Annotated in this window: 20 protein-coding genes and 1 tRNA gene; 1 reads left to right on the top strand and 20 read right to left on the bottom strand. The window is 51.3% G+C overall.

What is annotated here, in order from left to right:
• Positions 1 to 38: 38 nt before the first annotated feature.
• Genes J5W02_RS10940 through J5W02_RS10930 form a run of 3 tightly spaced genes read right to left on the bottom strand, consistent with a single transcriptional unit; the run spans position 39 to position 3,255 of the window.
• Positions 39 to 998, bottom strand: coding sequence for an electron transfer flavoprotein subunit alpha/FixB family protein (locus tag J5W02_RS10940; RefSeq protein ID WP_219965728.1), 960 nt, complete (start codon positions 996 to 998; stop codon positions 39 to 41).
• A complete protein-coding gene (locus J5W02_RS10935; protein WP_255575703.1) occupies positions 995 to 1,816 on the bottom strand; it encodes an electron transfer flavoprotein subunit beta/FixA family protein in 822 nt (273 codons plus the stop codon). Before J5W02_RS10935 ends, J5W02_RS10940 begins: the two co-directional genes overlap by 4 nt.
• Positions 1,813 to 3,255: an FAD-binding oxidoreductase gene (locus tag J5W02_RS10930; RefSeq protein ID WP_255575702.1), complete on the bottom strand. Its 1,443-nt coding sequence runs from the start codon at positions 3,253 to 3,255 to the stop codon at positions 1,813 to 1,815. The genes J5W02_RS10935 and J5W02_RS10930 overlap by 4 nt, the downstream gene beginning before the upstream one ends.
• 403 nt (positions 3,256 to 3,658) lie before the next feature.
• Here J5W02_RS10930 and J5W02_RS10925 point away from each other — a divergent pair, with 403 nt between their 5' ends.
• Positions 3,659 to 4,915 carry an MFS transporter gene (locus J5W02_RS10925; protein ID WP_219965726.1) on the top strand — a complete coding sequence of 419 codons (1,257 nt, stop codon included), beginning with the start codon at positions 3,659 to 3,661 and terminating at the stop codon, positions 4,913 to 4,915.
• A gap of 126 nt (positions 4,916 to 5,041) precedes the next feature.
• On the opposite strand, the gene J5W02_RS10920 is transcribed toward J5W02_RS10925, so the two are convergent.
• From J5W02_RS10920 to thyX, 17 genes are all read right to left on the bottom strand, one after another.
• Positions 5,042 to 5,605: a hypothetical protein gene (locus tag J5W02_RS10920; protein WP_219965725.1), complete on the bottom strand. Its 564-nt coding sequence runs from the start codon at positions 5,603 to 5,605 to the stop codon at positions 5,042 to 5,044.
• Between the two features lie 171 nt (positions 5,606 to 5,776).
• A complete protein-coding gene (locus tag J5W02_RS10915) occupies positions 5,777 to 6,139 on the bottom strand; it encodes a VOC family protein (RefSeq protein ID WP_219965724.1) in 363 nt (120 codons plus the stop codon).
• 255 nt (positions 6,140 to 6,394) lie between these two features.
• A tRNA-Leu gene (locus tag J5W02_RS10910) sits at positions 6,395 to 6,479 on the bottom strand.
• Positions 6,480 to 6,532: 53 nt separating this feature from the next.
• Entirely contained in the window at positions 6,533 to 7,129 is a 597-nt protein-coding gene (locus J5W02_RS10905) for a toprim domain-containing protein (protein ID WP_219965723.1), read from the bottom strand.
• Positions 7,126 to 8,175, bottom strand: a complete 1,050-nt coding sequence (holA, locus tag J5W02_RS10900) for a DNA polymerase III subunit delta (protein ID WP_219965722.1) — start codon at positions 8,173 to 8,175, stop codon at positions 7,126 to 7,128. Before holA ends, J5W02_RS10905 begins: the two co-directional genes overlap by 4 nt.
• A gap of 2 nt (positions 8,176 to 8,177) precedes the next feature.
• Positions 8,178 to 10,400, bottom strand: coding sequence for a ComEC/Rec2 family competence protein (locus J5W02_RS10895; protein ID WP_219965721.1), 2,223 nt, complete (start codon positions 10,398 to 10,400; stop codon positions 8,178 to 8,180).
• Between the two features lie 27 nt (positions 10,401 to 10,427).
• Positions 10,428 to 10,967, bottom strand: a complete 540-nt coding sequence (locus tag J5W02_RS10890) for a phosphoribosyltransferase family protein (RefSeq protein ID WP_219965720.1) — start codon at positions 10,965 to 10,967, stop codon at positions 10,428 to 10,430.
• A gap of 39 nt (positions 10,968 to 11,006) precedes the next feature.
• Positions 11,007 to 11,345, bottom strand: a complete 339-nt coding sequence (locus tag J5W02_RS10885) for a histidine triad nucleotide-binding protein (RefSeq protein ID WP_219965719.1) — start codon at positions 11,343 to 11,345, stop codon at positions 11,007 to 11,009.
• 46 nt (positions 11,346 to 11,391) lie between these two features.
• Positions 11,392 to 14,022: an alanine--tRNA ligase gene (gene alaS, locus J5W02_RS10880; protein ID WP_219965718.1), complete on the bottom strand. Its 2,631-nt coding sequence runs from the start codon at positions 14,020 to 14,022 to the stop codon at positions 11,392 to 11,394.
• Between the two features lie 367 nt (positions 14,023 to 14,389).
• Positions 14,390 to 15,991, bottom strand: coding sequence for a peptidoglycan D,D-transpeptidase FtsI family protein (locus tag J5W02_RS10875; RefSeq protein WP_219965717.1), 1,602 nt, complete (start codon positions 15,989 to 15,991; stop codon positions 14,390 to 14,392).
• 81 nt (positions 15,992 to 16,072) lie between these two features.
• The gene (locus J5W02_RS10870) at positions 16,073 to 17,287 is read right to left on the bottom strand and encodes a peptidase U32 family protein (RefSeq protein WP_219965716.1); all 1,215 of its coding nucleotides are present in this window, start codon (positions 17,285 to 17,287) and stop codon (positions 16,073 to 16,075) included.
• A 29-nt stretch (positions 17,288 to 17,316) separates the two neighbouring features.
• Positions 17,317 to 18,633, bottom strand: coding sequence for an endolytic transglycosylase MltG (mltG, locus tag J5W02_RS10865; protein WP_219965715.1), 1,317 nt, complete (start codon positions 18,631 to 18,633; stop codon positions 17,317 to 17,319).
• Between the two features lie 37 nt (positions 18,634 to 18,670).
• Complete coding sequence (locus J5W02_RS10860; protein ID WP_219965714.1) at positions 18,671 to 19,267, bottom strand: 5-formyltetrahydrofolate cyclo-ligase; 597 nt, start codon at positions 19,265 to 19,267, stop codon at positions 18,671 to 18,673.
• Positions 19,258 to 19,797 carry a DJ-1 family glyoxalase III gene (locus tag J5W02_RS10855; RefSeq protein ID WP_219965907.1) on the bottom strand — a complete coding sequence of 180 codons (540 nt, stop codon included), beginning with the start codon at positions 19,795 to 19,797 and terminating at the stop codon, positions 19,258 to 19,260. Before J5W02_RS10855 ends, J5W02_RS10860 begins: the two co-directional genes overlap by 10 nt.
• An 18-nt stretch (positions 19,798 to 19,815) precedes the next feature.
• Positions 19,816 to 20,700 (bottom strand): GNAT family N-acetyltransferase, encoded by an 885-nt coding sequence (locus J5W02_RS10850; RefSeq protein WP_219965713.1) that lies wholly within the window; start codon positions 20,698 to 20,700, stop codon positions 19,816 to 19,818.
• 40 nt (positions 20,701 to 20,740) lie between these two features.
• Positions 20,741 to 21,406, bottom strand: coding sequence for a dTMP kinase (locus J5W02_RS10845; RefSeq protein ID WP_219965712.1), 666 nt, complete (start codon positions 21,404 to 21,406; stop codon positions 20,741 to 20,743).
• A complete protein-coding gene (thyX, locus tag J5W02_RS10840) occupies positions 21,406 to 22,176 on the bottom strand; it encodes an FAD-dependent thymidylate synthase (protein WP_219965711.1) in 771 nt (256 codons plus the stop codon). Before thyX ends, J5W02_RS10845 begins: the two co-directional genes overlap by 1 nt.
• Positions 22,177 to 22,267 lie beyond the last annotated feature (91 nt).

Genomic DNA, 22,267 nt, shown 5'->3' with positions numbered 1-22,267 from the left:
ATCAGATTATAATCATTCTTTGTTCTTTCGGGTTGCTTTTAAAGGCTTTTCGGAAATTGATCGCTGAGATGCTTTAAAACCGTATGCCAGTCATCCACGATTGCAATGTCGGATTTCCGGTGAATCGGCGCTCTGGGATCGGAATTGACAGAAACAATAAAGCCGCTTTTTTCAATACCCGCGTAAAAAGCCGGTGCGCCCGAAACGCCTGCCGCAATACAGATCTCCGGCTTTATCATTGCGCCGGAAACACCGATCAGACAGCTCATTGGCGCCCACGCACTCATGGCTACCGGGCGGCTGACCCCGAATTCGGCACCCATTTTTTCGGCGGCCTGAGCCATAGCTTCTATTCCTTCCTTATTTTTGGCTCCTGATCCTGCCGCAAGAAGAAACGGAGCGGTTTCCAGATTTTTCTCCTCGTTTCCGGGAATCAAAGTATAGTCTTCGGAAAAATCGTTTTCCGTATCTTCCCGTGCGGTCCATTCCTCCAGAATTTCTGCGGTCGGACCCTTTTGCATTACCGGCTCGGCGCTGGATCTGGAAACAGAAAGGCAGTACGGCGCTCTCTTGAGGGCGAATTCCGCCTCCATATGCCCGCTGTATACAGATTTCGTGACGGTAATCCCCTCTTTGGTACACTGAACAGTGTCTACACCGGTCAGAAAGGTTCCTCCGCAGCGTTGGCCCATCCGGACAGCCAGCTCCGACCCGAAGCAGTTACCGGCAAACAGATAAACTCGATCCGTTTGCTCGAATCCCAGTTTTTCAAGCTGATTCAGCATGGTTTCCGTCCGTGCCTTTGTCAGACAGATAAGGATTGCTTCTTTTGCCGGTACAGAAGACAAAAGTTCAGCACGGTCCGCTTCTTGTGTGTGGAATACAACGGCAGTATCCGCTTCGACTCCCTTTGTGCGCTGCTGAAGAAATCCGGCCAGAAATTGGGACTGTATCCGGTAATCATTTGCACAGGCGTTCAGTACCAATATTGCTTTCATAAACGCTCCAACCTGCCTTTCAGATAATCCCGGTATAAAATTTCCGCCTTTTCCTCCGGAGTGTCTGCCTCGATCAAAACGCCCTCCCGTTCCCGGTGAATGGGAGTCAGCGAACACAGCTCCGCATTGGGGCTGGAAAGCAAAACTTCTGCTTCCGGAAAATCCTCCAGCTTCATCACAGTAATGGCTTTTTTCCCATACGTCATTTTATCCTTCAGTGTAGGAACACGCAGATAAGTGCATGGCGCGTCACCGACACTCAGCACGCACGGAGCGGAAATGGTCTGTACAGCTGTCCCGCCGTCAACCGCGCTGGTGACACGGAGCCGATGTTCATCCGCCGGCTCAATTTCAATCACCTGCGTAACACACGGCCACCCCAGCAATTCCGCCGTCAGAAGGGGCGTGCACGCATTGTCGCCAACCTGTTTCTGCCGCCCCATCAAGATAAAATCCGGATGGGCGTATGTCTGCGCAAAGGACGCAATAATCCGGGCGATTACTTCCGGCCGGAACCGCAGATCCGCGTCGCCGGGGTTAACCCGGAACAGCTCGTCGAATTTCAGAGCGGCTAGCGTTTTCAAAAACCGGTCGCAGGGCATTTCTCCGACTGTCAGCGCATACCGATAAAAACAAAAAGAGCCTTCAGCTTGATTGGACAGCTTCAGGCTCATTTCCAGCGCACTTTCATCAAAGCTATTCCAGTCTAGCGGCGTAAACGAAGTATCAACTTTTAAATCGGATGTGAAGACCCAATCCTTTTCGGAAAGGGCCTCCAGATCCGGAGTTATGGAAAATGGAAGTAACAGTTTCATCATTTTCTGAGTGGAATCAGCGTTCCCATATTCATGATGCCGTTCGGGTCAAATGCCTTCTTGAGGGTGTCCAGCATATAGAAGGATGAACCGTATTCCTCATGAACGTAGTGCGCTCTGGCTTTGCCGAGGCCATGGTGGTGTGCGATGGATCCGCCGTATTTAACAACCTGTTCACAGATAATCTGATTGATGAGGTTGTGGTATTTGTTGATTTCCTCTTCCGGCGGGCAGTCGACGATGTTGTAATAGTAAACAAAGTACATATTGGTGCCGTTGATATAGCTGTGGGAGGAATGGCCGCCGATCAGCGTGATGTCCGGCACTTCTTCCATGATGCGCTTGCGGGCGGTGTCATAGATTTCATAAATGCAGTCCCAGCAGCCGGAAACCTCGGTGGTGATGCCGATGTTCTTTGTCGCCCTGATTTCCTCGCGCTCCTGTGCAATCTGCTCTGCGCCCCAGTTCAGGTGGCTGAACCATTTTTCAATATATTTCGGATCGACCGGCTCACACTCCGTAAACCGCGAAACAATTTCCTTGATGCCTGCGGCTGTGGCTTCGGCGATTGCTGCGGGGCCTTCTGCTGTAAAGATCAGTACACTCTTACCGGGAGCTGCAAAATGAGAGAAGCTCATGCCGCCGTCGGCAGGGTCATACAGACGGGCGATGGACGGTTTGTAGCCTTCCACCATCACTTCACGAAGAACCTCAAAACCGGTTTTCATGTTATCCAGCGTGTAACCCATAAAGCAGTTGTTTTCCGGACGGTATTTAAAGATTTTGACGGTTACTTCCGTAATGTAGCAGAGGGCGCCTTCGTTGCCGATAATAATGTTTCTGATGTCCGGACCGACGGAACGGCGCGGAACATTCTTAATGCGGCAGATTTTACCGTTGGGGAAAACCGCTTCCAAACCGACAACCATATCTTCGATTCCGCCGTACAGAGTGGAGAACTGGCCGATACTGCGGGTCGCAACCAGGCCGCCCATTTGTGCCAGCGGTTTGGATTGCGGGGAATGGCCGGTGGTGTAGCCCTGCTCCTGGAGCATATCGTCCAGATCCTGTAAGGGAACGCCGCACTGGCAGGTAACCTGCATATTGTATTTATCTACCTTCAGTACTTTGTTCATCTTAGAACCATCCACGACAACCGAATTTTCCAGAGCGGTTTCCAGTCCGCCTTCAATAGCGGAATGGCCGGTACGCGGCACAATATTAATCTGATATTCATTTGCGAATTTCAGTACTTGAGCAACCTCTTCCGTGCTGTGTACATAAACAACTGCAGCGGGGATCGGCTGAGTATATACTTCGCAGACCTGTTCATATTTTCTGTAACGGTCATTGCTGCTCTCTTTAAGAACCTGCTCATCCGTAATGACGTTTTCACTTCCCAGGATTTCAATCAGGCCTTCAACAATTTGTTCTCGTTTCATTAGTGCCATGCTTTATTACTCCTTTTCTTCTTCTGGTTTTGACCAATAAAAAAAGAGAAAGCAACTTTCAAATGGGTATACGCCCATTAAAAAGTTACTTTCTCTTACTCTCTTTGGTAACTGACTTCAGTATAACGGCTGTCTCTTTATTTGTCAATTGTTTATTTTGTCCAGTTATTCTAAATTTTATTTAGCGTTTTTGTTTAATGACAACTTGGGATATTTGCTGTATACTGTCATCAGTTACTATCAGAGAGATTGAGAGATTGGGTAACTTCAACTGATTCGCCGTTTGCGCGGATGAGTTGAAGTTATTCTTTTTTTTTCCAAATTTACTGTGCACAGGTACTTTTGGAAGATTTCTCATTATCCTGCAGCTAATCAAAACGAGGAGGAAAATTTAATGAACAAGGCATTTATCAAAAAATATGGTACTCTTCTCCTGCTTGCCGCAGGTGCCGGCATCATTTTTCAATTACCGTATATCCGTGAAACTTTCTATGTTCAGATCCAGAACGCGATGCAGCTGACCAACGAACAGATGGGTCTTCTTTCATCCGGCTATGCTTCCATGGCACTGTTATCCTATTTTGTCGGCGGTATGATCGCCGACAAATTCTCCGCAAGGAAACTGCTGACTTTTTCATTCATCGTAACCGGTGTTCTGGGACTCTGGTTCTCCATGTTCCCCGGCTATAATGTCTGCCGCATCATCTTTGTCCTGATGGGTATTTCCACCATCATTACATACTGGTCGGCCTGCATCAAGGCAACCCGTATGCTGGGCTCCAGCGAGGAACAGGGCCGTCTGTTCGGCCTGCAGGAAGGTCTTCGAGGCATCATGAACGCACTGCTGGTATTCGGTATGATGGCGGCTTACAATCATTTTGCAGATAAGGTTCTCGGCGCACAGTGGGCCATCCGTGTCTGCGCGATTGTCGTTATCATTATCGGTATCCTCAACTGGTTCTTTATTGAAGATACAAAAAGTGAAGAAAACACCGAAAGCGTCCTCGACATTGCAAAAGGAATGCTGCACGCCATGAAACTGCCCCGTGTATGGGTAATCTGCGCGATCGTCTTTACCGCATACAGCATCTATGGGATGCTGGGCTACCTGAACACCTACTGTGTAAAGGTATACGGTGCTCCGGAATCCGTAGGTACCACACTTGGTGCCTTCCGTTATGTCATTCAGGCTGTCGGCGGCGTTATCGGCGGATTCCTGGCTGATAAGATCGGTTCCCGTATCAAAGTCATCATCGGCTGCGCGGTGCTGTTTATCGCCTCCTTCCTTGGATTCCTGGTGCTGCCTGAATCCGCGGCAGTACTGAATATTGTCATTGTAAACTTCATCTTCGGTCTGTTCATCATTTATGTTGTCCGTTCCATGTACTTCGCCATCATCGACGACGCACATCTGCCGGTGAACGCCACAGGACGTGTTTCCGGTTTTGTATCCTTCCTGGGCTATTCCCCCGACATCTTCATGTACACCATGATCGGCAGCTGGATGGATGCGAATCCCGGCAAAGCGGGCTATAACATGATGTTCGTCTATGCTCTCGCTATGGCGGCGCTGTGCTTTGTCTTTGCTCTTGTCCTGTTCTTCATTGTTAAAAAGGACAGTAAAAAAGCAATGAGCACCGAAACTGCCTGAGAAATAAAAAACTCCGCTGAACTTTCACATAGTTTCAAATAGCCATTCAACAAACCCCCAATAAAAAAGAAGCTGCCGCAAGACGATCAACGTCTTGCGGCAGCTCCTTTTTAAGCATTGGTCTTGTCAGCCGGGAATTCCCATATAGGGGCGAAGTCCCTCCTCCGCTGATATTTTAATGATTCTCCAAAAATCGCCGTCCTTGGCAATGGTCAGATCCGCACGGTAATCTCCGGCGGGGCCGCTGGAAGTCGCGGTGGAGAAAGACAGCCCAATCACGGACTGACCGCTGTCTGTCTGTGTCTGGCTGGTAATTTTATAGCCTGTAATCCAGGGACTCGACACCCCCGTAACCCAATTGGCATTGTACTGACTCAGCTGTTTCAGATACTCCTTTTTAAGAGATGAACCCATTACGGAATATTGCATGGCTCCGTTTCTCTTTTGCAGTCCTTCCGCCCATACTTTGGCTGCAGCCTCCGGCGTACACACACCCAGCTCGTCGACTGCATCCAGCAGAAGCCGGCTTCGGACTTCATATTTGTCCACCTCCACCATCGCTGCAGCGACACTGATGTACTTACACCCAAGAAAGTACCCCGCCGTATTCAGAACCACCGCCAGCAACAGGCAGACAACGAAAACCATACCCATGAACTTTTTTACCTGCTTTGATAAAAGCAATTTCACACTGACTCCCCCTCTCAGGCATTTCTTTAAAATGTATGAGAGAGAATGCAAAAATAGAGAAAACCCTGAAAATCAAAATGACTTTCAGGGTTTGTTTATCACCTAATCACAGAATTTTCTGAGTAAGCAAGGATGAGAAGAAGTTTTCTCCTTTTAAAACAGTCTCCACAATCAGCGGTGATTCTCCACAAACTGAATGGAAACGCCGTTCGGGTCCTTTACGAAGAAGAAAGTAACTCCCGGTACTTTTGTAGGGCCTCCGAAAGCGGCAATATTTTGGGCTTTAACCAAAGCAAGCGTTTCTTCCAGAGAGTTCACTTCAAAGCCCAGAGAGATGCCTTCCCTCTCCGCACCGACGGATCTGCCGTTCTGCAGCAGCTCAATCTCAAAGCCCTTGCCGTCTTTTAAAAAAACGATCTCCATACCCGGAGCGGGAGAAAAACGCCGTTCTACCGATAACCCGACAACCTCTGTATAGAAGGCCACCGATTCGTTCAATTTTTCCGTGGTAATCGTACACCAGCAGCAATTCATAAAACATCTACCTTTCCTGTCTTATCTACAATGTTATATTGAATAATTTTCAGTATAGCATCCCCGAATTGCGTTGTAAAGCGCAAGAAAACCACTTATGCCTGACAGAATAAAAAAACTGCAGGAACAACAGAATGAACAAAATGTTTCCGAAATGAGAGCACTGCCATCGCTCCAAACTTACGCTAACTTTAGGCCTATACATCCCTGTTAAATAGAGAAAAACCCGGTTCTTACGAACCGGGTTTTATAAGTTGGTGCGCGAGATGGGACTTGAACCCATACGTCATACAACACACGCCCCTCAAACGTGCCTGTCTGCCAGTTCCAGCACTCGCGCGACTCAGCGAGAGTTATTATATCATTATATAAAGCAAATTGTCAACCCTTATTCTAAGAATTTTTAAAAAGTTTGTCAATTAAACTGCAAAATTCGTCGTAACTCATAATGCTGTTCAGAACGCCGACCATGGAATTAACCGCCAGATGCTCCGGAAGAGCAAGCTCTTTTAAAAGCGCCGCCCTTTTCTGAGCGCTGTTTGCCCCACCGGACAGGCCGGCAAGGTACAGATCTGTTTTGGCGATCTTCCTGCCCGCAGGCGCCTCATCGGCGTTGCAGGTAACGCCTGCACGCTGAAGCGCGTCGACAATAGCCTGAACCGGAACGCCTTCCACGCCGAGCTTTCCTTCTTTGGAGGGCTTTTCCTTACGGCTCTCTTTTCCGAAAATATCCGGAATATAGGCGTGTTTGATTTTATCGGCACTGACCGCGCCGGAAAGATAGTTGCGGATCAGGAATCCGGCGGAATCACTGTCCGTCAGAACCAAAATCCCGCGTTTGTCCGCAAGACGGCGGATCATTGCCATCTGCTCCTTATCACGGAATATTCGGAATCCGCGCGTTTCAATAATTAACCCGTCAATGATGGAGGAAAGTTTAATCTTGTCGTATTTTCCTTCCACAATGACTGCTTCCTTTACTTTAATCAAGCCGTTTTCTCCTTTTCCGCAATCAGTAAAAGCTGGGCAATCAGCTTTTCCATAATAATGCGCCGGTCACCGCGTGCGCTTTTCAGCGCGGTGTCCGCCCCCAGAAGCACCTGAAGGCTTTGACGCAGCACGGGCGTAGTGAGTTTTTTGGCGTCTCTTTCCGCGTTGGTAAGCCTGAATTCCTTGCGCGCATAGTCAAAATGTTTCGCCGGTTCCATCGCGCTGAATCCGCTTTGTATGGAAACCCTGACGCGGTACATATCGATATAGGCGGAAGAAAGCACCGCCAGAACGGAAACGGGCTCCTCGTTCTGATAAAACAGCAAATCCAGAATCCCATAGGCTTTGTCGTACTGGCCCGCAATAATCGCCTTGGAGAGATCGTAGACCCGGGTTTCCAGATTCTTAACCACCAGAGCGTCAATCGTCTGTGCGCTGATCGCGCCTTCTTTTTGATATGCACATAACTTTTCCAGCTCGTTAAACAGCGTCTGAAGGTCGTTTCCGCAGTAACCGATAATACGTCCGGCATTCTGCCTGGAAAGCTCACAGCCGCGTTTGGAGGCCGCAGAGCACAGTGCCTTTTCAAGATCCGGCCCGGAACGTCTTTTTAAGTGAACCGTTGCGCCTGTGCGGCTGACGGTATCGATAAATTTTTTCCATTTTTTATCTGCCTTATAATCAATTTCAATGGACGGCAGATAAAAGACCAACACGGTCGTATCCGGCACGCTTTTCAGGAGTTCGTCCAGCTTGGACGCTTCCTGCGCGCGCAGGCTTTCCACATCCAGGTCGGATACCACAACGCATTTGCGTTCCGCCATAAACGGCAGTGCTTCCACCGCAGACGCAATCGCGTCTATGGAGGCCGTATCGTCAAAGCGCTGGAAATTAAAATCGGAAAACGCGGTACCCGCGGCCTTAGCGATCAGTTTTTTCGCGTAAAATCCGACGAGGTATTTCTCTTCCCCGTGCAGCAAATAGAGGTTTGAAAAATCCGCTTTTTCAATTTGTTTTTTCAGTTCCGCTTCGGTAATTTCCGGCACTGCTATTCCCTCCTTAATTCCATTGTTCCGTCCTCCCGGAACTGCAGTACAATATTTCCTTCGCCGCCCGTTATGATGGGATTCAGCTTCTTTAATTGTAAAACATCCTGTCCCAGTTCCTCTTTCTCCGCTGAGAGAATAGTTATCATGGGACGCAGCAGTTCCCCATGCTCCGGTACAGCGGCAGCCACCGCAAAATCAGAGGCAAGCCACTCTTGAGATAATCCGGTAAGTTTTGCCCCGCTGGGACAAACCAGCACCGACACATTGCCGGTCGTGACTCTCACCGTACCCGCCGTACCGTCAAATCTCGCCTGTACATCCGTATTTTTCCACAATTTTGTCTCGGCAAAGGAATCATAGACTTCGACATTTTTTGTTTTGGACGCTTCCCTGCGAATAAATGTATCGATCATCCCATCGTTTTGAATCACAAGTTTTTCCGGCGTAAAGGCCGCCATCAGTTCCGCGGTGTTCTTCGCTTCCTCCGCCGTCAGGGAAAGCGGCTGAAGGACGTCCAGTTTTTTGATTCCCTGACTGCGCAGATATTCGGCAACGGTATCGGAGCGAAAGCCCCCGCAGCCAATGACCGCCGCATGCCCGTTGCGGGTAAGGACGACCGACTCTGCTCCGTCCAGCACAGCCAGACGGGTCACGTTGCGCATGGAAAGCTGGTAAGAGAAAATACCGGTCAGAAGCAAAATCAGTGAAAGCAGCGCGGTGACCCGGAACAGCTTTTTGCTTTTCATCAGCAAAACCGTTACGGCAACCAAAAGAATCGTTCCGGCAAGCCAGATTCGGACAAAGCTGTAGGAGGCCGAAACAGAGGCAAACGGAAGCTGTGCCAGCCAGTGCGCACAGGCAAGCATATATTTCGCCAGCAGTCCCGAAACCAGCGCAAACGGCATGGCAAGAAAGGACTGCGGCGCAACCAGATTCACAACGGCGGCAATGGCCGCAAAATTCATCATCAGCGTGGAGGGTACAAGCTCCAGAAGGTTGGCAATCGGTGCGGCAAGCGAAACGCTGCCAAAAGAAAGAATGACGATGGGCAGCGTAAAGAGCACTGCCCATACGGTGGTCCCCAATATTCCGTTCACCCCACGCACAAAGGGACGGATCTTCTTTATTTTATCATATTTTCGGTTTAAATAGCCAGCCGTCTGTCCGGAAAATAAAATCAATCCCAGCGTTGCCGAAAAAGAGAGCAGCAGCCCTACGTCCGCGGCGGCGTACGGATTGGCTAAACCGATCAGCAACACGGAAATACTCAGGGAATTCAGCGAATCCGGATGGCGGGAAAGAAGCATTCCCGAAAGGTAAATCAGGCACATCACCCCGCTGCGCGTGACGGACGGGACAAAGCAGGTAATTGCCATAAAGCAGACGACGCCGGCACCGGCCATAGCAGCAGCGGGTTTCTTTGGAATCCTGAAAAACAGAAGAAGCATCAGCAAAAGCTCGGCCATCGTCGTCATATGCAGCCCGGAAACGGAAAGGATGTGCGAAATTCCGATTGCGCGGAAATCAGAGGTCACCTGCGGAGAAAGGCTGGTCTGATCGCCGAAAAGAACCCCGTTCACCAAATCAGCCTCGTTGGGCGGCAGCATGGAACGAACGGATTTCAGCAGCGCCGACCGCAGCTTCAGCGCATAATAATACGGCGGCTTATGGGTCGGAGGGCTTACCTGCACATTTTCGTATTCATAAAGGTAGGAAAATAAAGTGATTCCCTTGGAAGCGTAGTAAGAGCGGGAGGAAAAACCTTCTCCCCCCTGTGGAAGAAACAGATGCACCTTCCCTTTAATATGCGAATACGGTTCCACCAGGAGCGCATTCTGCGAAGAAATCCGAATTTTCAGCGGCCTGGGGGCGTCTTTCAGAGAGATGTCATTGACTTCCACAATATAATAAAACCGGTTGTACGCCTGATAAGGAAGCTCACAGACAGTAGCGTCAATCACCGCATCCTGCCCGGCAAGCTGCTCCGCCGGCTTTATCAGTGACTGATGATACGCGTAAAAGCTGCCGAATGCCAGTGAGCCTGCGATCAAAGCGGCAGGAAACACGGCGGCTGCGCGCGCCTTTGGCACCAGCATGGTAATCAGAAAGCCTGCAAGCGAAAGGCAGGCGAAAACAAGCGACAAATACGGGCCAAAATAAACGGCGGCCGCCAGTGTCAGCAGATAAGAAAAACCCACCAACACAAGCGGCCGCTTCATCATAACTCCCCCGAATTTTAAATGTCCGAATTATTTAAAGAACAACGGTAAGGGCTCCAGATAAATGATATCTTCCCTGTCCTTGGCATCGCCCTCGGCGAGCACGCAGGCACGGCCGACAATATTGCCGCCGAACTGCCTGACAAGGTCCTCCATTGCCGCAAGGGACTCTCCCGTGCTAATCACGTCGTCTACAATCAGGACACGCTTTCCGTTCAGGCCTCTATAATCGTCTTCCGCCAGATAAAGCTTCTGCACATGATCCGTAGTGATGGACTTGACCTCTACATGGATGGGGTTGCGCATGTACGCCTTCACACTCTTGCGCGCAACAATGTAACGGCGGCAGCCCTGACGGGCCATTTCGTAGCAGAGAGGGATTCCCTTTGTCTCTGCAGTGACGACGACGTCATGCTCCGGGCATTTTGCAAGAAGCGCAGCCGCTGTCTTTTCAGTGATTTCCACGTCACCCAGCATAACAAAGCCCGCAATGTCAAGCGTATCGCTGATCGGACAAATCGGCAGCTCGCGCTCGCAGCCCGCAATTGTCATCTTGTAATATTCTCCCATAATAAATCGACCTTTCCGATTGAAATAAAACGCTGTTTATCAGCCCGGAGGCCACTTCATGGAACGGCCCCCAAGCAGGTGAAAATGCAGATGCGGCACACTCTGGCCGCCATCTTTCCCAACATTGCTTACTACGCGAAATCCGTTTTCCAGATTGTTTTCTTTGGCCAGTTTTGCCGCCACCTCAAAAATATGGCCGACAATCCCGCTGTTCTCTTCCGTAATATCTTCCACCGACTGAATATGATTTTTCGGAATAATCAGGATATGCACGGGCGCCTGAGGGTCAAGGTCGTAAAACGCCAGCACACGGTCATCCTCATACGCTTTTTTACTGGGAATTTCGCCGTTTGCTATTTTGCAAAACACGCAGTCCACACTGAGACCTCCTTTGTTCTAACAATACAACGTTACTATTATAGTATCATTTAAGCATATTCGCAACAATTTTCTCAACTTCCGCAAGAGCGCCGTCCAGCTTGGATAAATCCTTTGCTCCGGCCATGGCGCTGTCCGCTCTGCCGCCGCCGTTGCCGCCCGCCAGCTGCGCGACCGCGCGTACAATCTGACCCGCGTTGACGCCGTTTGCCATTGCTTCTTTCGCAACACACGCGGCAATGTTTGCCTTTCCGTCCCGGGTTCCGGCAAATACGGCAACCATGTTCGGAGCGTGGTCACGGGCCTTGTCGCAGAGGGCGCGAAGAGCGTCCGGCTCTGTTCCGGGAAACACGGCGGTAATGACCTGAACCCCGCCCACCTGTTTAGCTCCGGCAATCAGGCTGTCAATCTGAATGCCCGCCAGCTTGGAGTTGAGCATTTCTATGGTCTTATCCTTTTCCTTCAGTTCGGCGGAGAGTTGCACCGCTTTCTGCACCAGTTCGGAGGAATTGTTCAGCTTCAGCGCGGCCGCCGCCTCTTCAATTTCACCGATGGTACGGTTCAGCAGATCAAGCACACCGGCGCCGGTAACGCCCTCAATGCGGCGAACACCGGCAGCAACGGAACTTTCCGATACAATTTTAAACAGGCCGATTTTCGCGGTGTTGTCAATATGAGTACCGCCGCAGAATTCACGGCTGAAATCACCAACGGTAACAACACGGACAATATTGCCGTATTTTTCGCCGAACAGCGCCATGGCGCCGAGCTTTTTCGCCTCTTCAATCGGCATTTCACGGCATTCCACGGGAGTTCCGCTCAAAATCACCTGATTGACCAGCTGCTCGACTTTTCCCAGTTCCTCCGCTGTCAGGGCGGAGAAGTGCGTAAAGTCGAAACGGACATGCTTTTCATTGACCAGCTGTCCGGCCTGTTCAACGTGGTCGCCCAGTACTTTGCGGAGCGCGGCCTGCAGCAGATGGGCAGACGTATGGTTGCGCATAATGGCAAGACGTCTTTCCTTATCTATGGAAACTTTCACTTCTTCGTCCACACGGATCTGTCCGGCCGTTACAACGGCGTGGTGCAGATAATTCTTCGCATGGTTCTTTGTGGTATTCTTTACTTCTATCATTGCGTCGGCGGATTCAATAGAGCCGGTGTCTCCAACCTGTCCGCCGCTTTCCGCGTAGAAGGCGGTTTTATCGAGCACCAGCGCAATTTCGTCGCCCGCGGTCGCGGATTGTACGCGCTCGCCGCCACGGATGATGGCAAGAACCTTTGCCGAGGCTTCCATCTGTCCGTAGCCGAGGAATTCCGTTTCCGGGACATTTTCAAGCAGGTCGCTTTCCCCTTCCCAGGCGTCCGCTCCTGCGTTCTTTCTGGCGGCTCTTGCGCGCTCGCGCTGCTCCAGCATCAGACGCTTAAACTCTTCTTCGTCAACGGTCATCCCGCGCTCAGCCAGAATTTCCTTCGTCAGGTCGATCGGGAAACCGTAGGTATCGTTCAGACGGAATGCGTCCGCGCCGGAGAAGACTTTGTTGCCGCTGTTGTCAATATAGCTGCTCAGAAGCTGAAGCCCCTGATCGATCGTCTTGGCAAAGCTTTCTTCCTCCACGCCGATGAGTTTTGTAATCATGGCGCGCTTTTCGTCCAGTTCAGGATATGCGTTTTTATTCTCGTCAATGACGGTCTGCGCAACTTCCGCAAGGAATGTACGGTCAATTCCGAGTAAACGCCCGTGGCGCGCGGCGCGGCGCAGCAGACGGCGCAGAACGTAGCCGCGTCCCTCGTTCGACGGCATGACGCCGTCGCCGATCATGAAAGTAGTGCTGCGGATGTGGTCGGTGATAACACGCAGAGAAATATCCTTTTTCGGGTCGTCACCGTATTTTACGCCGGCGATTCGGCAGATATGTTTCATGATGTTCTGAACGGTGTCGACAAGGAACAGGTTGTCCACACCCTGCATAATGCAGGCAAGACGCTCAAGGCCCATGCCGGTGTCAATATTCGGATGCTCCATCGGCGGGTAGTTGCCCTTGCCGTCGCTGTTGAACTGGGAGAACACAACGTTCCAGAATTCAACATAGCGGTCGCAGTCGCAGCCTACGCCGCAGGTCGGAGAACCGCAGCCGTACTGCTCCCCGCGGTCAAAATAAATTTCGGAGCAGGGGCCGCAGGGGCCGGAGCCATGCTCCCAGAAGTTGTCCTCTTTACCCAGACGGACAATGCGGGACGGGTCAATGCCGACTTCCTTCGTCCAGATTTCAAACGCTTCGTCGTCGTCGGTATAAATCGTGACCCAAAGCTTATCCACAGGCATATCCAGCACTTTGGTGCAGAATTCCCATGCCCAGGCGGTTGCTTCGTGTTTAAAATAGTCACCGAAGGAGAAATTGCCCAGCATCTCAAAATAAGTGCCGTGGCGGGCGGTGATGCCGACGCGCTCAATGTCCGGGGTACGGATGCATTTCTGGCAGGTCGTCACTCTTTTGCGCGGTGGAGTCACCTCTCCGGTAAAATATTTTTTCATCGGCGCCATGCCGGAATTAATCAGCAGAAGGCTGTTGTCATCCTTCGGAATCAGTGAAAAGCTCTGCAGACGCAGATGCCCCTTCGACTCAAAAAACGACAGATATTTTTCACGCAGTTCATTTAACCCTGTCCACTCCATTGTAATAACTCCATTCCGCCTGTCAGGCAAAAATAATTGATTACGTTCGCGGCTTACCGCAAAAAAATAGACTCCACCGTCCACAATGGGACGGAGAAATCCGTGGTACCACCCAAATTGCGCCGAAGCGCCGCTTGAATCCCCTTAACGCGGAGAAGACGCCGCGGCTCGTCGCCGCAGGGCTACGGGTTGGCTTGGGTGACGGCGGCCGCGGAAATCTTTCAGCCATGGATTCCCTCTCTTTTGCAGTGCCCTGCACCTTTGTACCCTTTATCGCCTTTAACGATGTGCCGGGGAACCGGCACAATTCATTTTATTTCATCATGATTATAAACTGAATACTTCGGCTTGTCAATCAAATTGTCGGTTATTGGCCGATTTTAGCAGCCAGCGCGTCGGCAATCTCTTTGAAAACCGGGCCGCAGGTCGCGCCGCCGCCGGTGCCGTCCTCCGCAAACACCGTAATGACGTACTTCGGGTTCTCATACGGATAAAAACCGGCGAACCAGGACTCCACCGACTCCACACTGTTTACATACCGGCCCGTTTGAGCGGTCGCGGTCTTGGCACCTGCTCCGCCCGTGGTTGGCTTGCCTTTTTTGCTGGTTCCCGTTTCAATGGATTCCTTCATAAAATCCCGGAGCAGTACCACGGTGTTCTGGGAAATTACCTGCGTGCTTTTCTGTGCGGGTGCCTTTGCCGTATTATTCAGATTTTCATCCACAATGCCCTCATACAGATAGGGCTGTGTATACTCCCCTCCGCTTGCAATCGCGTTCACCATAGCCGCAATCTGCAGGGGTGTGGCGGTGAGATCCCCCTGCCCAAACGAAAAGTTCGCCAAAGCCCTGGGGATATTGAGGCTTTTCAGCGTAGGAAGATTGCCCGAAGCCGATGTAATGCCCGGGGCGATTTCAAAGGAGCGCCCAAAGCCCATGCTCTGAGCCATCAGCAGAAACTGGGCCTGCGGCACCTGCTTCATGAGATTGACAAAATAAGCGTTACAGGACTGAGCAACCGCCGCTTTCATATTTTCACTGCCATGGCTTTCCCCGTTAAAGCAATGAAAAATGCCGCCGTCCACATCAATAGAGCCGGTACAGGTGTACTGGGTGTCCGGTGAGATACCGTATTCCAGTGCCGCGGAAGCGGAGACCAGCTTAAATACGGAGCCCACGTTATACGCGCAAAGACAGCGGTTGACAAGCGGAGAGTCCTCTGCGTTGAGCGCCGCGGCAATGTTGTTTGGGGAAAAGTCGGGCAGACTGACCATTGCGCGGATTTTACACGACGGCACCTCCGTTACGATTACTGCGCCCTTGGTCAGATATTTCCCGGCTGCTTTTTCGGCGATCTCCTGAATATTTTTATCAATTGTCAATACAACCCCGCTGTTTTGTAAATAGGAGGAATCGCTGATCTTTTTGTCTTCCCCCGCCAGAACGCGGTTGACCGCGTCCACTTTATAGGTAATTGAAATCTGGCCCTGATTCTGTGTCAGCTGCTTGTTAAATGCTTTTTCAATGCCCGCCGCGCCCGCGCCGGAGCCGTCCAGATACCCGAGGATGTGTACGGCAGTCTGTTTGTCGGCGTACCTTTTGTCCAGGGTGAATACATCGATGCCGCCGGCGCTGACACTTTGGGGCAGCTTCAGGGCAAACGGTTTCCCCGCTGTCAGGGACGGATAGAGATCTTCCATCTCCTTTTCGGGCAGCACTTTGCTCAGCGCCGCCGCGCCCTCTACGCTGGGCGCAACAGCGGCGGCGTACTCTTTGCCCGCACCGGTCAAAGCAACTTTATTGCAATCGTAAATGGTTCCCCTTGTTTTTGCCACAACAAGCTTATAACTGCTCTGATTGTTGGCGGTCGCGGCAAGCTGTGCGCCGTCCGAAACGGTATAGAGACTTAAAACGCAAAGAAACATACAAAGCATGAATACGCCGAAAAAAGCGGCTGTTCTTTTTTCCATAAAAATTCCCCCATATTGGTTAGGATTACCAATATGGAGGCGTTTTAATCATTTCTCTTTCTGCCAATGCATGGAATCCTTCTATGCCCGCACCTTTCGAAGGATCGCCCCTTTCACAAGGGGGCGGTCGGTTTTGACCAGCACGGTCATCATAGCGTGGGGTGCGGAATCAATGGGATTCCAGTCCCTGTCGTATAACTCGTCAAGCGGCAAAAGGAATGGACGGTTGCCAGCCTCCAGCACGTCGGCGGTGTCTCCCCTGAAAAAGCGGTTGCGCTGGGAAAGGGTGGCCACGCCGTTTTCGTAATTTTCGCAGACGGCGATGACATCGTACTCCCGTACATAGCCGCCGTTCCCGTACACCTGACCCGGTTCCGTTCCTAAATAAAAACCGGTGCTGTATTCGCGGTGACTGATTTTGTTCAGCTCCTCCACAATCCATGGGGAAACCTTTTGTTCCGGATTCGCATAATATTCGTCTATGGCACTTCGGTAGGCGTTGGTCGTCACGGAAACATAGTACGCGGATTTCGCCCTGCCCTCTATTTTCAGGCTTGTGATACCGGTTTTCAAAATTTCCGGTATATGTTCGATCATACACATATCTCTTGAATTTAAAATATAGGTACCGTGCTTGTCTTCAGAAATCGGCATGTACTGTCCGGGACGCTTTGATTCCATCAGCGCGTATTCCCATCGGCACGGCTGCGCACAGTCACCGCGGTTGGCGTCGCGCCCGGTCAGGTAGCTTGACAAAAGACAGCGGCCGGAAAAGGAAACGCACATGGCACCGTGCACAAACGCCTCCAATTCAAGCTCCTGGGGCGTTTTGGCGCGGATCTCCGCAATCTCCCCAAGGTTTAGCTCACGCGCCAGCACAACGCGGGAAGCGCCCATATCATACAGTTCACAGGCACTGACATAGTTCGCGATTCCGGCCTGTGTGGACATATGGATTTCCACCTTCGGTGCGTATTTCTTCGCCATAGCCATGACCCCAAGGTCCGCGATAATCAGCGCGTCGACCCCGGCATCCTGCGCAAACTGCAGAAATTCCGGCAGACGCGCAAGCTCGTTGTTATGCGGTACGGTGTTGCATGTCAGATAGACGCATACCTTCTTTTCGTGCGCATACTGCACTGCTTTTGCCAGTTCTTCGTTTGTAAAATTGGACGGCGCCGTCCGCATCCCGAACTCCTGCCCGGCCAAATAGACCGCGTCGGCGCCAAAGCTGATTGCCGCGCCGAGCCGCTCCAGATCGCCCACAGGCGATAACAGCTCAACGTGTTGATTCATATCTGTCAATTTTTGTCCTCCAAAGACTTCTATTTCAGTCCTGCCTTTTTCAGGTTGGCCTCATGCTGTGCATTCGTCTTCGCATAATATGCTTTTCCGTTCTTGTCATGGCAGAAATAATAATAATTGGTGCTTGCGGGGTTTAGGGCCGCGTCAATCGCATCCGCGCCCGGGTTGCAGATCGGTCCCGCGGGAAGGCCCTTAATAGTATAAGTATCGTATTTGCTCTTATAAGTTTCGCGTATGTCGGACGGAACCGACGCCTTGGTGCGGTACGGGTAATAGGTAGTCGGGTCCGAACGCAGACGGAGCAGGTCGCCCTCTCCGCCGCTGCTCAGGCGGTTGTGGAAAACGGACGATATTTTATACATATCTTCTTTATCCGCCGCCTCCGCCTGTATCATGGAAGCCAGCGTCATCATCTGGTCAATAGTCATATTCTGGGCCGCCGCCTTGTTGCGGATCTGCTTAGTCAGTTTCTTGTTGCAGTTGCTGAGCAGCTTGGCAATTGCCTGATCGGGATCTTCGTCCTTGTAGAATTCATAGGTATCCGGGAACAAATAGCCCTCCAGCTTGTAGTAACGGTCCTTTTCGTTGGTGATAGCCTGAAGCATTTCGTAATTCTTATCAAAAGCATCCGAATTGACTGCGGCAAGAACTTCCTTGGCGGAGCAAACTCCGTTTTTCTCCATCAGATCGGCAATTTCCAGCATGTTGGCACCCTCTTTGAAGGTGATTTTGACGGTATCCACACGGTTCATATTGGACTGAAGGCTGTTGATGATGGCTTCATAGTCCATATTGGTGTCGATTTTATAGCTGCCGTTGCTGTAATGGCCGTCCGCCTTGGTCAGCTTGGAATAGAGCTGAAAGAAATTTACGTCGCGCACGATGCCGGCGGTGTTAAGTGCCCCGGCAACCTGCCCGGTAGTAGCATTCTTCGGTATTTCAACCGTAACGCTTACCCTCTCCTTGCCGATTGCAAGCATGTCGTTAATCCCAGTAATCATAAACTGTGAAAATAAAATAGAGGCAAACAGGACCATGATGATCCAGATAAACCGGAAAAACGCCTTGTTTTTCCTGCCTTTTTCCCTGTTGCGAAGCTGATGGGCCTTTTCGGCTTTGATTTCCGCTTCGTCCTGCATGGACTTTGCCCTCTGTGCCTCGCGCGGGTCACTGTAACTGCTGATTACGGTGTTGGACGCGTTTGCGTCGTCCGTAGTGCGCAGATCGGAAGAAAGGTCCGTATCCGGCGTGTCGCCCCAATCCTCATCGGGAATATTCAGCTTAAAGCTTTCCACCTTTTTCTGGTGGTACTCGTTAAGGTCCCTGTCGTTGCTCATGGATACGTCCTCCTGTTTTGAACATAGAATGGTAATCTTACTTTTGCTGGTTTGCCATTCTTCTAATATACTTTTCCGTAATCAGAATGTCGACCGGCTTGTCGTAATACCCGTGGGGCAGGTTCCACTGGACACAGCCGGAGTAGCAGATGCCGACGGTGTTCCCGCCGAATTCCGCCAGAAAGCGGTCGTAGTATCCCTTACCGTAGCCCAGCCGGTACCCCTGCGCGTCAAAGCTGAGCCCCGGCACAATGCAGAAGCCCTTGGAAAAATCGGTTACTTTACGGCACTGGGAAACAATCGGTTCCAGCACACCGAAGCTGCCTTTTTCCAGATCATCGAGGGAAGTGATATAAAAGAATTCCATATCATAGGAGTCCGGTACACAGCGCGGCGCGGCAACCAGCTTGTGGTTGGCAAGCGCGGCCTTAATCAGGGCGATTGTATCCACCTCGATCGGCTTGCTGACATAAGTAAATACCGTGTCCGCCGCCGCGTATTCACGCAGCGCAAGCAGTCTGCTCTGAATGGTGGAGTCCAGGCTGATTTTCTGATTTTCCGTCATTTTTTCACGGAACTGGCGGTAGCGTGAGCGCAGATTCATTTTGATTTCGCGGATATTTCTTACATACATTGCATCGACTTCCTAAGCATCATTGATTTTTCGGTGCCAAACAGTACTGCCACGATCTGAAGGGCAAATTCCACGGCAACACCCGCGCCTCTGGCCGTAATCACCTTTCCGCTGACGCAGACAGGCTCGGCGGACAGGGCTTTCGCGTGCAGTTCCTGTTCATAGCCCGGAAAGCAGGTCGCGGTATGGTCTTTCAGAAGATTCATATGACCGAGAATGGAGGGAGCCGCGCAGATGGCACAGATGTATTTATCATTTTCCGCACAGTAGCGGATAGCCGCCTTTACAATCGGGGATTTTTCCAGATTGAGCGTCCCCGGCATACCGCCCGGCAGCACTACCATGTCCAGCCCGTCCGTCACCGCTTCCTTTTCTTCTATATCGGCGGTTACTTCAATTTTATGCGCTCCGGTAATTCTTTTGCCGCCGACACCGACGGTAACAAGGTCGCAGCCGGCACGTCTTAAAACATCCACGGCTGCCAGCGCCTCAATTTCTTCAAATCCATCCGCCAGAAAAAGATAAATCATCATTGACACCTCCCAAAATTAGTCAAGCGGCAGCCCAAGGTACGGCGCGGCCGCGTTCTGCCGCAGCGGGTCCCAAACAGCCCCGCCCAGGGGTTTGAGCATACCGAAATCAGCCGGTTCGCCCTGCTGACCCAAAAGTGTCTCCCATACGGGCAGACGGAAGGTGTAGCGCTCCGCAGGCTCGGCGCTGATAATGTTCGCCGCCAGATCCCGGAGAGTATCGCTGTCCGCCATCATTTCCAGAACCGCGCAGGTATCGGTGTCCGTACGGCGGCAAAGGGCATAGGCAAATTTTCCTCCGGTGCGGGAACAGACCATTTTATCACCGTAGATTTTACCCATCCCGGCGGCAAAAGCGAACGCTTCGTCACTCCAAAGCACGGAACCGGTTTTCCCCTCAAGCTGTTCCCCGCGCAGACTGTTCATCTGGCTGTATGTCAAAAGAGTGCGTGAGGAAACACCGGAATCGGCCAATGAACAGAGATCCTCCAGAGAAAGCGAAACGTTTTTCACCTGAAAGAATTTCGTGTATTCGGCCTTTTCATAAAGGCTGTAAAGCTCCGGCTCGGCAGGGAGCACCGCGGAATACTGATCGCCCCGGTTGGCGCCCACCAGCGCCGCGGCAGCCAGCAGCGCCGCCATATAGCCGTGTCCGCGGAACTGCGGCAAAGTAGCCGCCGCATAGATGTAATGCGCCTGTACGGATACGGACCCGACCAGAATCCGGGCGGGCAGCAAATAAACGACGGATGCGGTTTTGTCCCCCATTTTATAAACCAGACAGTTTTCAGGCTTAAAATAATTATTCAGAAAATATTTTGCCGGACGCACAGGCTCATGAAAGCAGCTTGTCCAGATTTCTGCAAGTTCGCCGCGCATTTCCCAGTTCGCAAAACAAATCATATCATCCGTCCTTCTGTTCCCATGACAAAGTCCGTGAAATTCACAGCACGTCTGCTGCAATCTTCATCACTTCGCCGTGAATTTGTTCAACCGTCTTCAGGCCCCTGTCATCCGCACACTGAACGATCTTCCAGTTCAGCTTCTGCGAGGCGTATTCCGCACTTTTGCGGCATGCACGCAGATACTCCGCGTTGCTTTCGTGAATATCCTTTTTATCCTCATTTCCATGGTACCTGCTGCTCAGAAGTTTCTGGGAAACATCCAGCGGCATATTCAGATAGATGGTCAGGTCAGGCCGGGGCAGCCCCAGTTTATTGTATTCATAATCCTGTACCCACTCCACAAAATCCGCCCAGAGTTCGCGCGGCTGCTTGGAAAGCTGAAATACGATATTGGATGTAGTATACCGGTCGGCGATAATCAAAGAACCGGCGAGGTAATCCTGCTGCCAGTATTTTTTATAGCTCGCATAGCGGTCAACCGCATAAAATGAGGAAGCGGCATAAGCGTTAACATCGTCCGGATTGGTACCAAATTCCCCATTCAGGTACATCTGGGCCAAAATAGAGGAAGGTTCGTTATAGTCTGGAAAAGAGACGCGGCGCAGCTTCACGCCCCGCCCGGTCAGCGTCTGACAGAGCAGTTCGGTCTGCGTTGCCTTTCCGCTGCCGTCCAGTCCCTCCATGGTAATTAATTTTCCGCCCATCAGTTTTCCCCTATTCCATTAAAAAACTCGCGCACCTCACTGATTTTGCCGCAGGACATTTTGCCCTCGGGGCAGGCACCGCGCAGGCAAGGCGGCCCGCAGTGCTTGAAGAGGTGCGGCGCCACGCCGCGGACAAGACGCAGCATTTCCACCGCAACGGCGCGGATTTCCCACTGGGCGCGGTTGCAGCAGCGGTGGGAAAAGAAGTTATAGAGCGAACGCGCGTTCATGGTACAGACCATTTTGGTGTCACAGGCGTTGGGCAGAACAAACCGCGCGTCCTCAATCGCCTGTTTCTGCGCAGCGCGCTCGGCGGATTTTTCATCTTTTCCGGCGGCCATCAGTTCTTTTTTATGTTTCTCTTTTAAAAGAAAGGTCAGTTTTTCATAGTGCTTCTGATCTTCTTCCATCGCTTTTAGGAACTCCGCCTTTGCTTCGGGGATGGCTTCAATCTCCGGAGGAACGACATACTCAAAGCAGGCCTCCGTCACATAACGCTGACTCTGCACGCTGTAAGAAGCAATTCGGTGGCGGGTCATCTGCGCCAAAAAAGAACGGGAAACCCCTTGGATGCCAAACGTAAAAGACGCGTGCTCAATCGGGCTTTCATGACCGATTTCTGCCAGCATGTCCACAAAGGACGCAACCTTTTCGTCGGTGAGTCCTTCCGATATATCTTCTATGGAAGCAGGTGAATAGCAGAGCTTTGCCGCCTGCGCTACCGTTTTTTCCGGTTCGGGAGTATATGCAATCAGCGTAACCTTTGCCATGGAAAATCCCCTTTACACTTTTATGTCATTAATAAGAGTATTATAGCAAACTATTGGGCGCGGTTCAATAATAAAATCTTTGCCGCCCTTT

The organism is Caproiciproducens faecalis (assembly GCF_019448085.1).
GTDB classification, from domain to species: domain Bacteria; phylum Bacillota; class Clostridia; order Oscillospirales; family Acutalibacteraceae; genus Caproiciproducens; species Caproiciproducens faecalis.
The sequence above is the reverse complement of the archived record's forward strand: the minus strand, read 5'-3'. Positions and strand labels throughout refer to the sequence as shown.

Coding starts and splice junctions, on each gene's coding strand:
- J5W02_RS10940 (WP_219965728.1), bottom strand. CDS start 998: ATGAAAGCAATATTGGTACTGAACGCCTGTGCAAATGATTACCGGATA.
- J5W02_RS10935 (WP_255575703.1), bottom strand. CDS start 1,816: ATGATGAAACTGTTACTTCCATTTTCCATAACTCCGGATCTGGAGGCC.
- J5W02_RS10930 (WP_255575702.1), bottom strand. CDS start 3,255: ATGAAACGAGAACAAATTGTTGAAGGCCTGATTGAAATCCTGGGAAGT.
- J5W02_RS10925 (WP_219965726.1), top strand. CDS start 3,659: ATGAACAAGGCATTTATCAAAAAATATGGTACTCTTCTCCTGCTTGCC.
- J5W02_RS10915 (WP_219965724.1), bottom strand. CDS start 6,139: ATGAATTGCTGCTGGTGTACGATTACCACGGAAAAATTGAACGAATCG.
- J5W02_RS10895 (WP_219965721.1), bottom strand. CDS start 10,400: ATGATGAAGCGGCCGCTTGTGTTGGTGGGTTTTTCTTATCTGCTGACA.
- J5W02_RS10890 (WP_219965720.1), bottom strand. CDS start 10,967: ATGGGAGAATATTACAAGATGACAATTGCGGGCTGCGAGCGCGAGCTG.
- alaS (WP_219965718.1), bottom strand. CDS start 14,022: ATGGAGTGGACAGGGTTAAATGAACTGCGTGAAAAATATCTGTCGTTT.
- J5W02_RS10875 (WP_219965717.1), bottom strand. CDS start 15,991: ATGGAAAAAAGAACAGCCGCTTTTTTCGGCGTATTCATGCTTTGTATG.
- J5W02_RS10870 (WP_219965716.1), bottom strand. CDS start 17,287: ATGAATCAACACGTTGAGCTGTTATCGCCTGTGGGCGATCTGGAGCGG.
- mltG (WP_219965715.1), bottom strand. CDS start 18,633: ATGAGCAACGACAGGGACCTTAACGAGTACCACCAGAAAAAGGTGGAA.
- J5W02_RS10860 (WP_219965714.1), bottom strand. CDS start 19,267: ATGTATGTAAGAAATATCCGCGAAATCAAAATGAATCTGCGCTCACGC.
- J5W02_RS10855 (WP_219965907.1), bottom strand. CDS start 19,797: ATGATTTATCTTTTTCTGGCGGATGGATTTGAAGAAATTGAGGCGCTG.
- J5W02_RS10850 (WP_219965713.1), bottom strand. CDS start 20,700: ATGATTTGTTTTGCGAACTGGGAAATGCGCGGCGAACTTGCAGAAATC.
- J5W02_RS10845 (WP_219965712.1), bottom strand. CDS start 21,406: ATGGGCGGAAAATTAATTACCATGGAGGGACTGGACGGCAGCGGAAAG.
- thyX (WP_219965711.1), bottom strand. CDS start 22,176: ATGGCAAAGGTTACGCTGATTGCATATACTCCCGAACCGGAAAAAACG.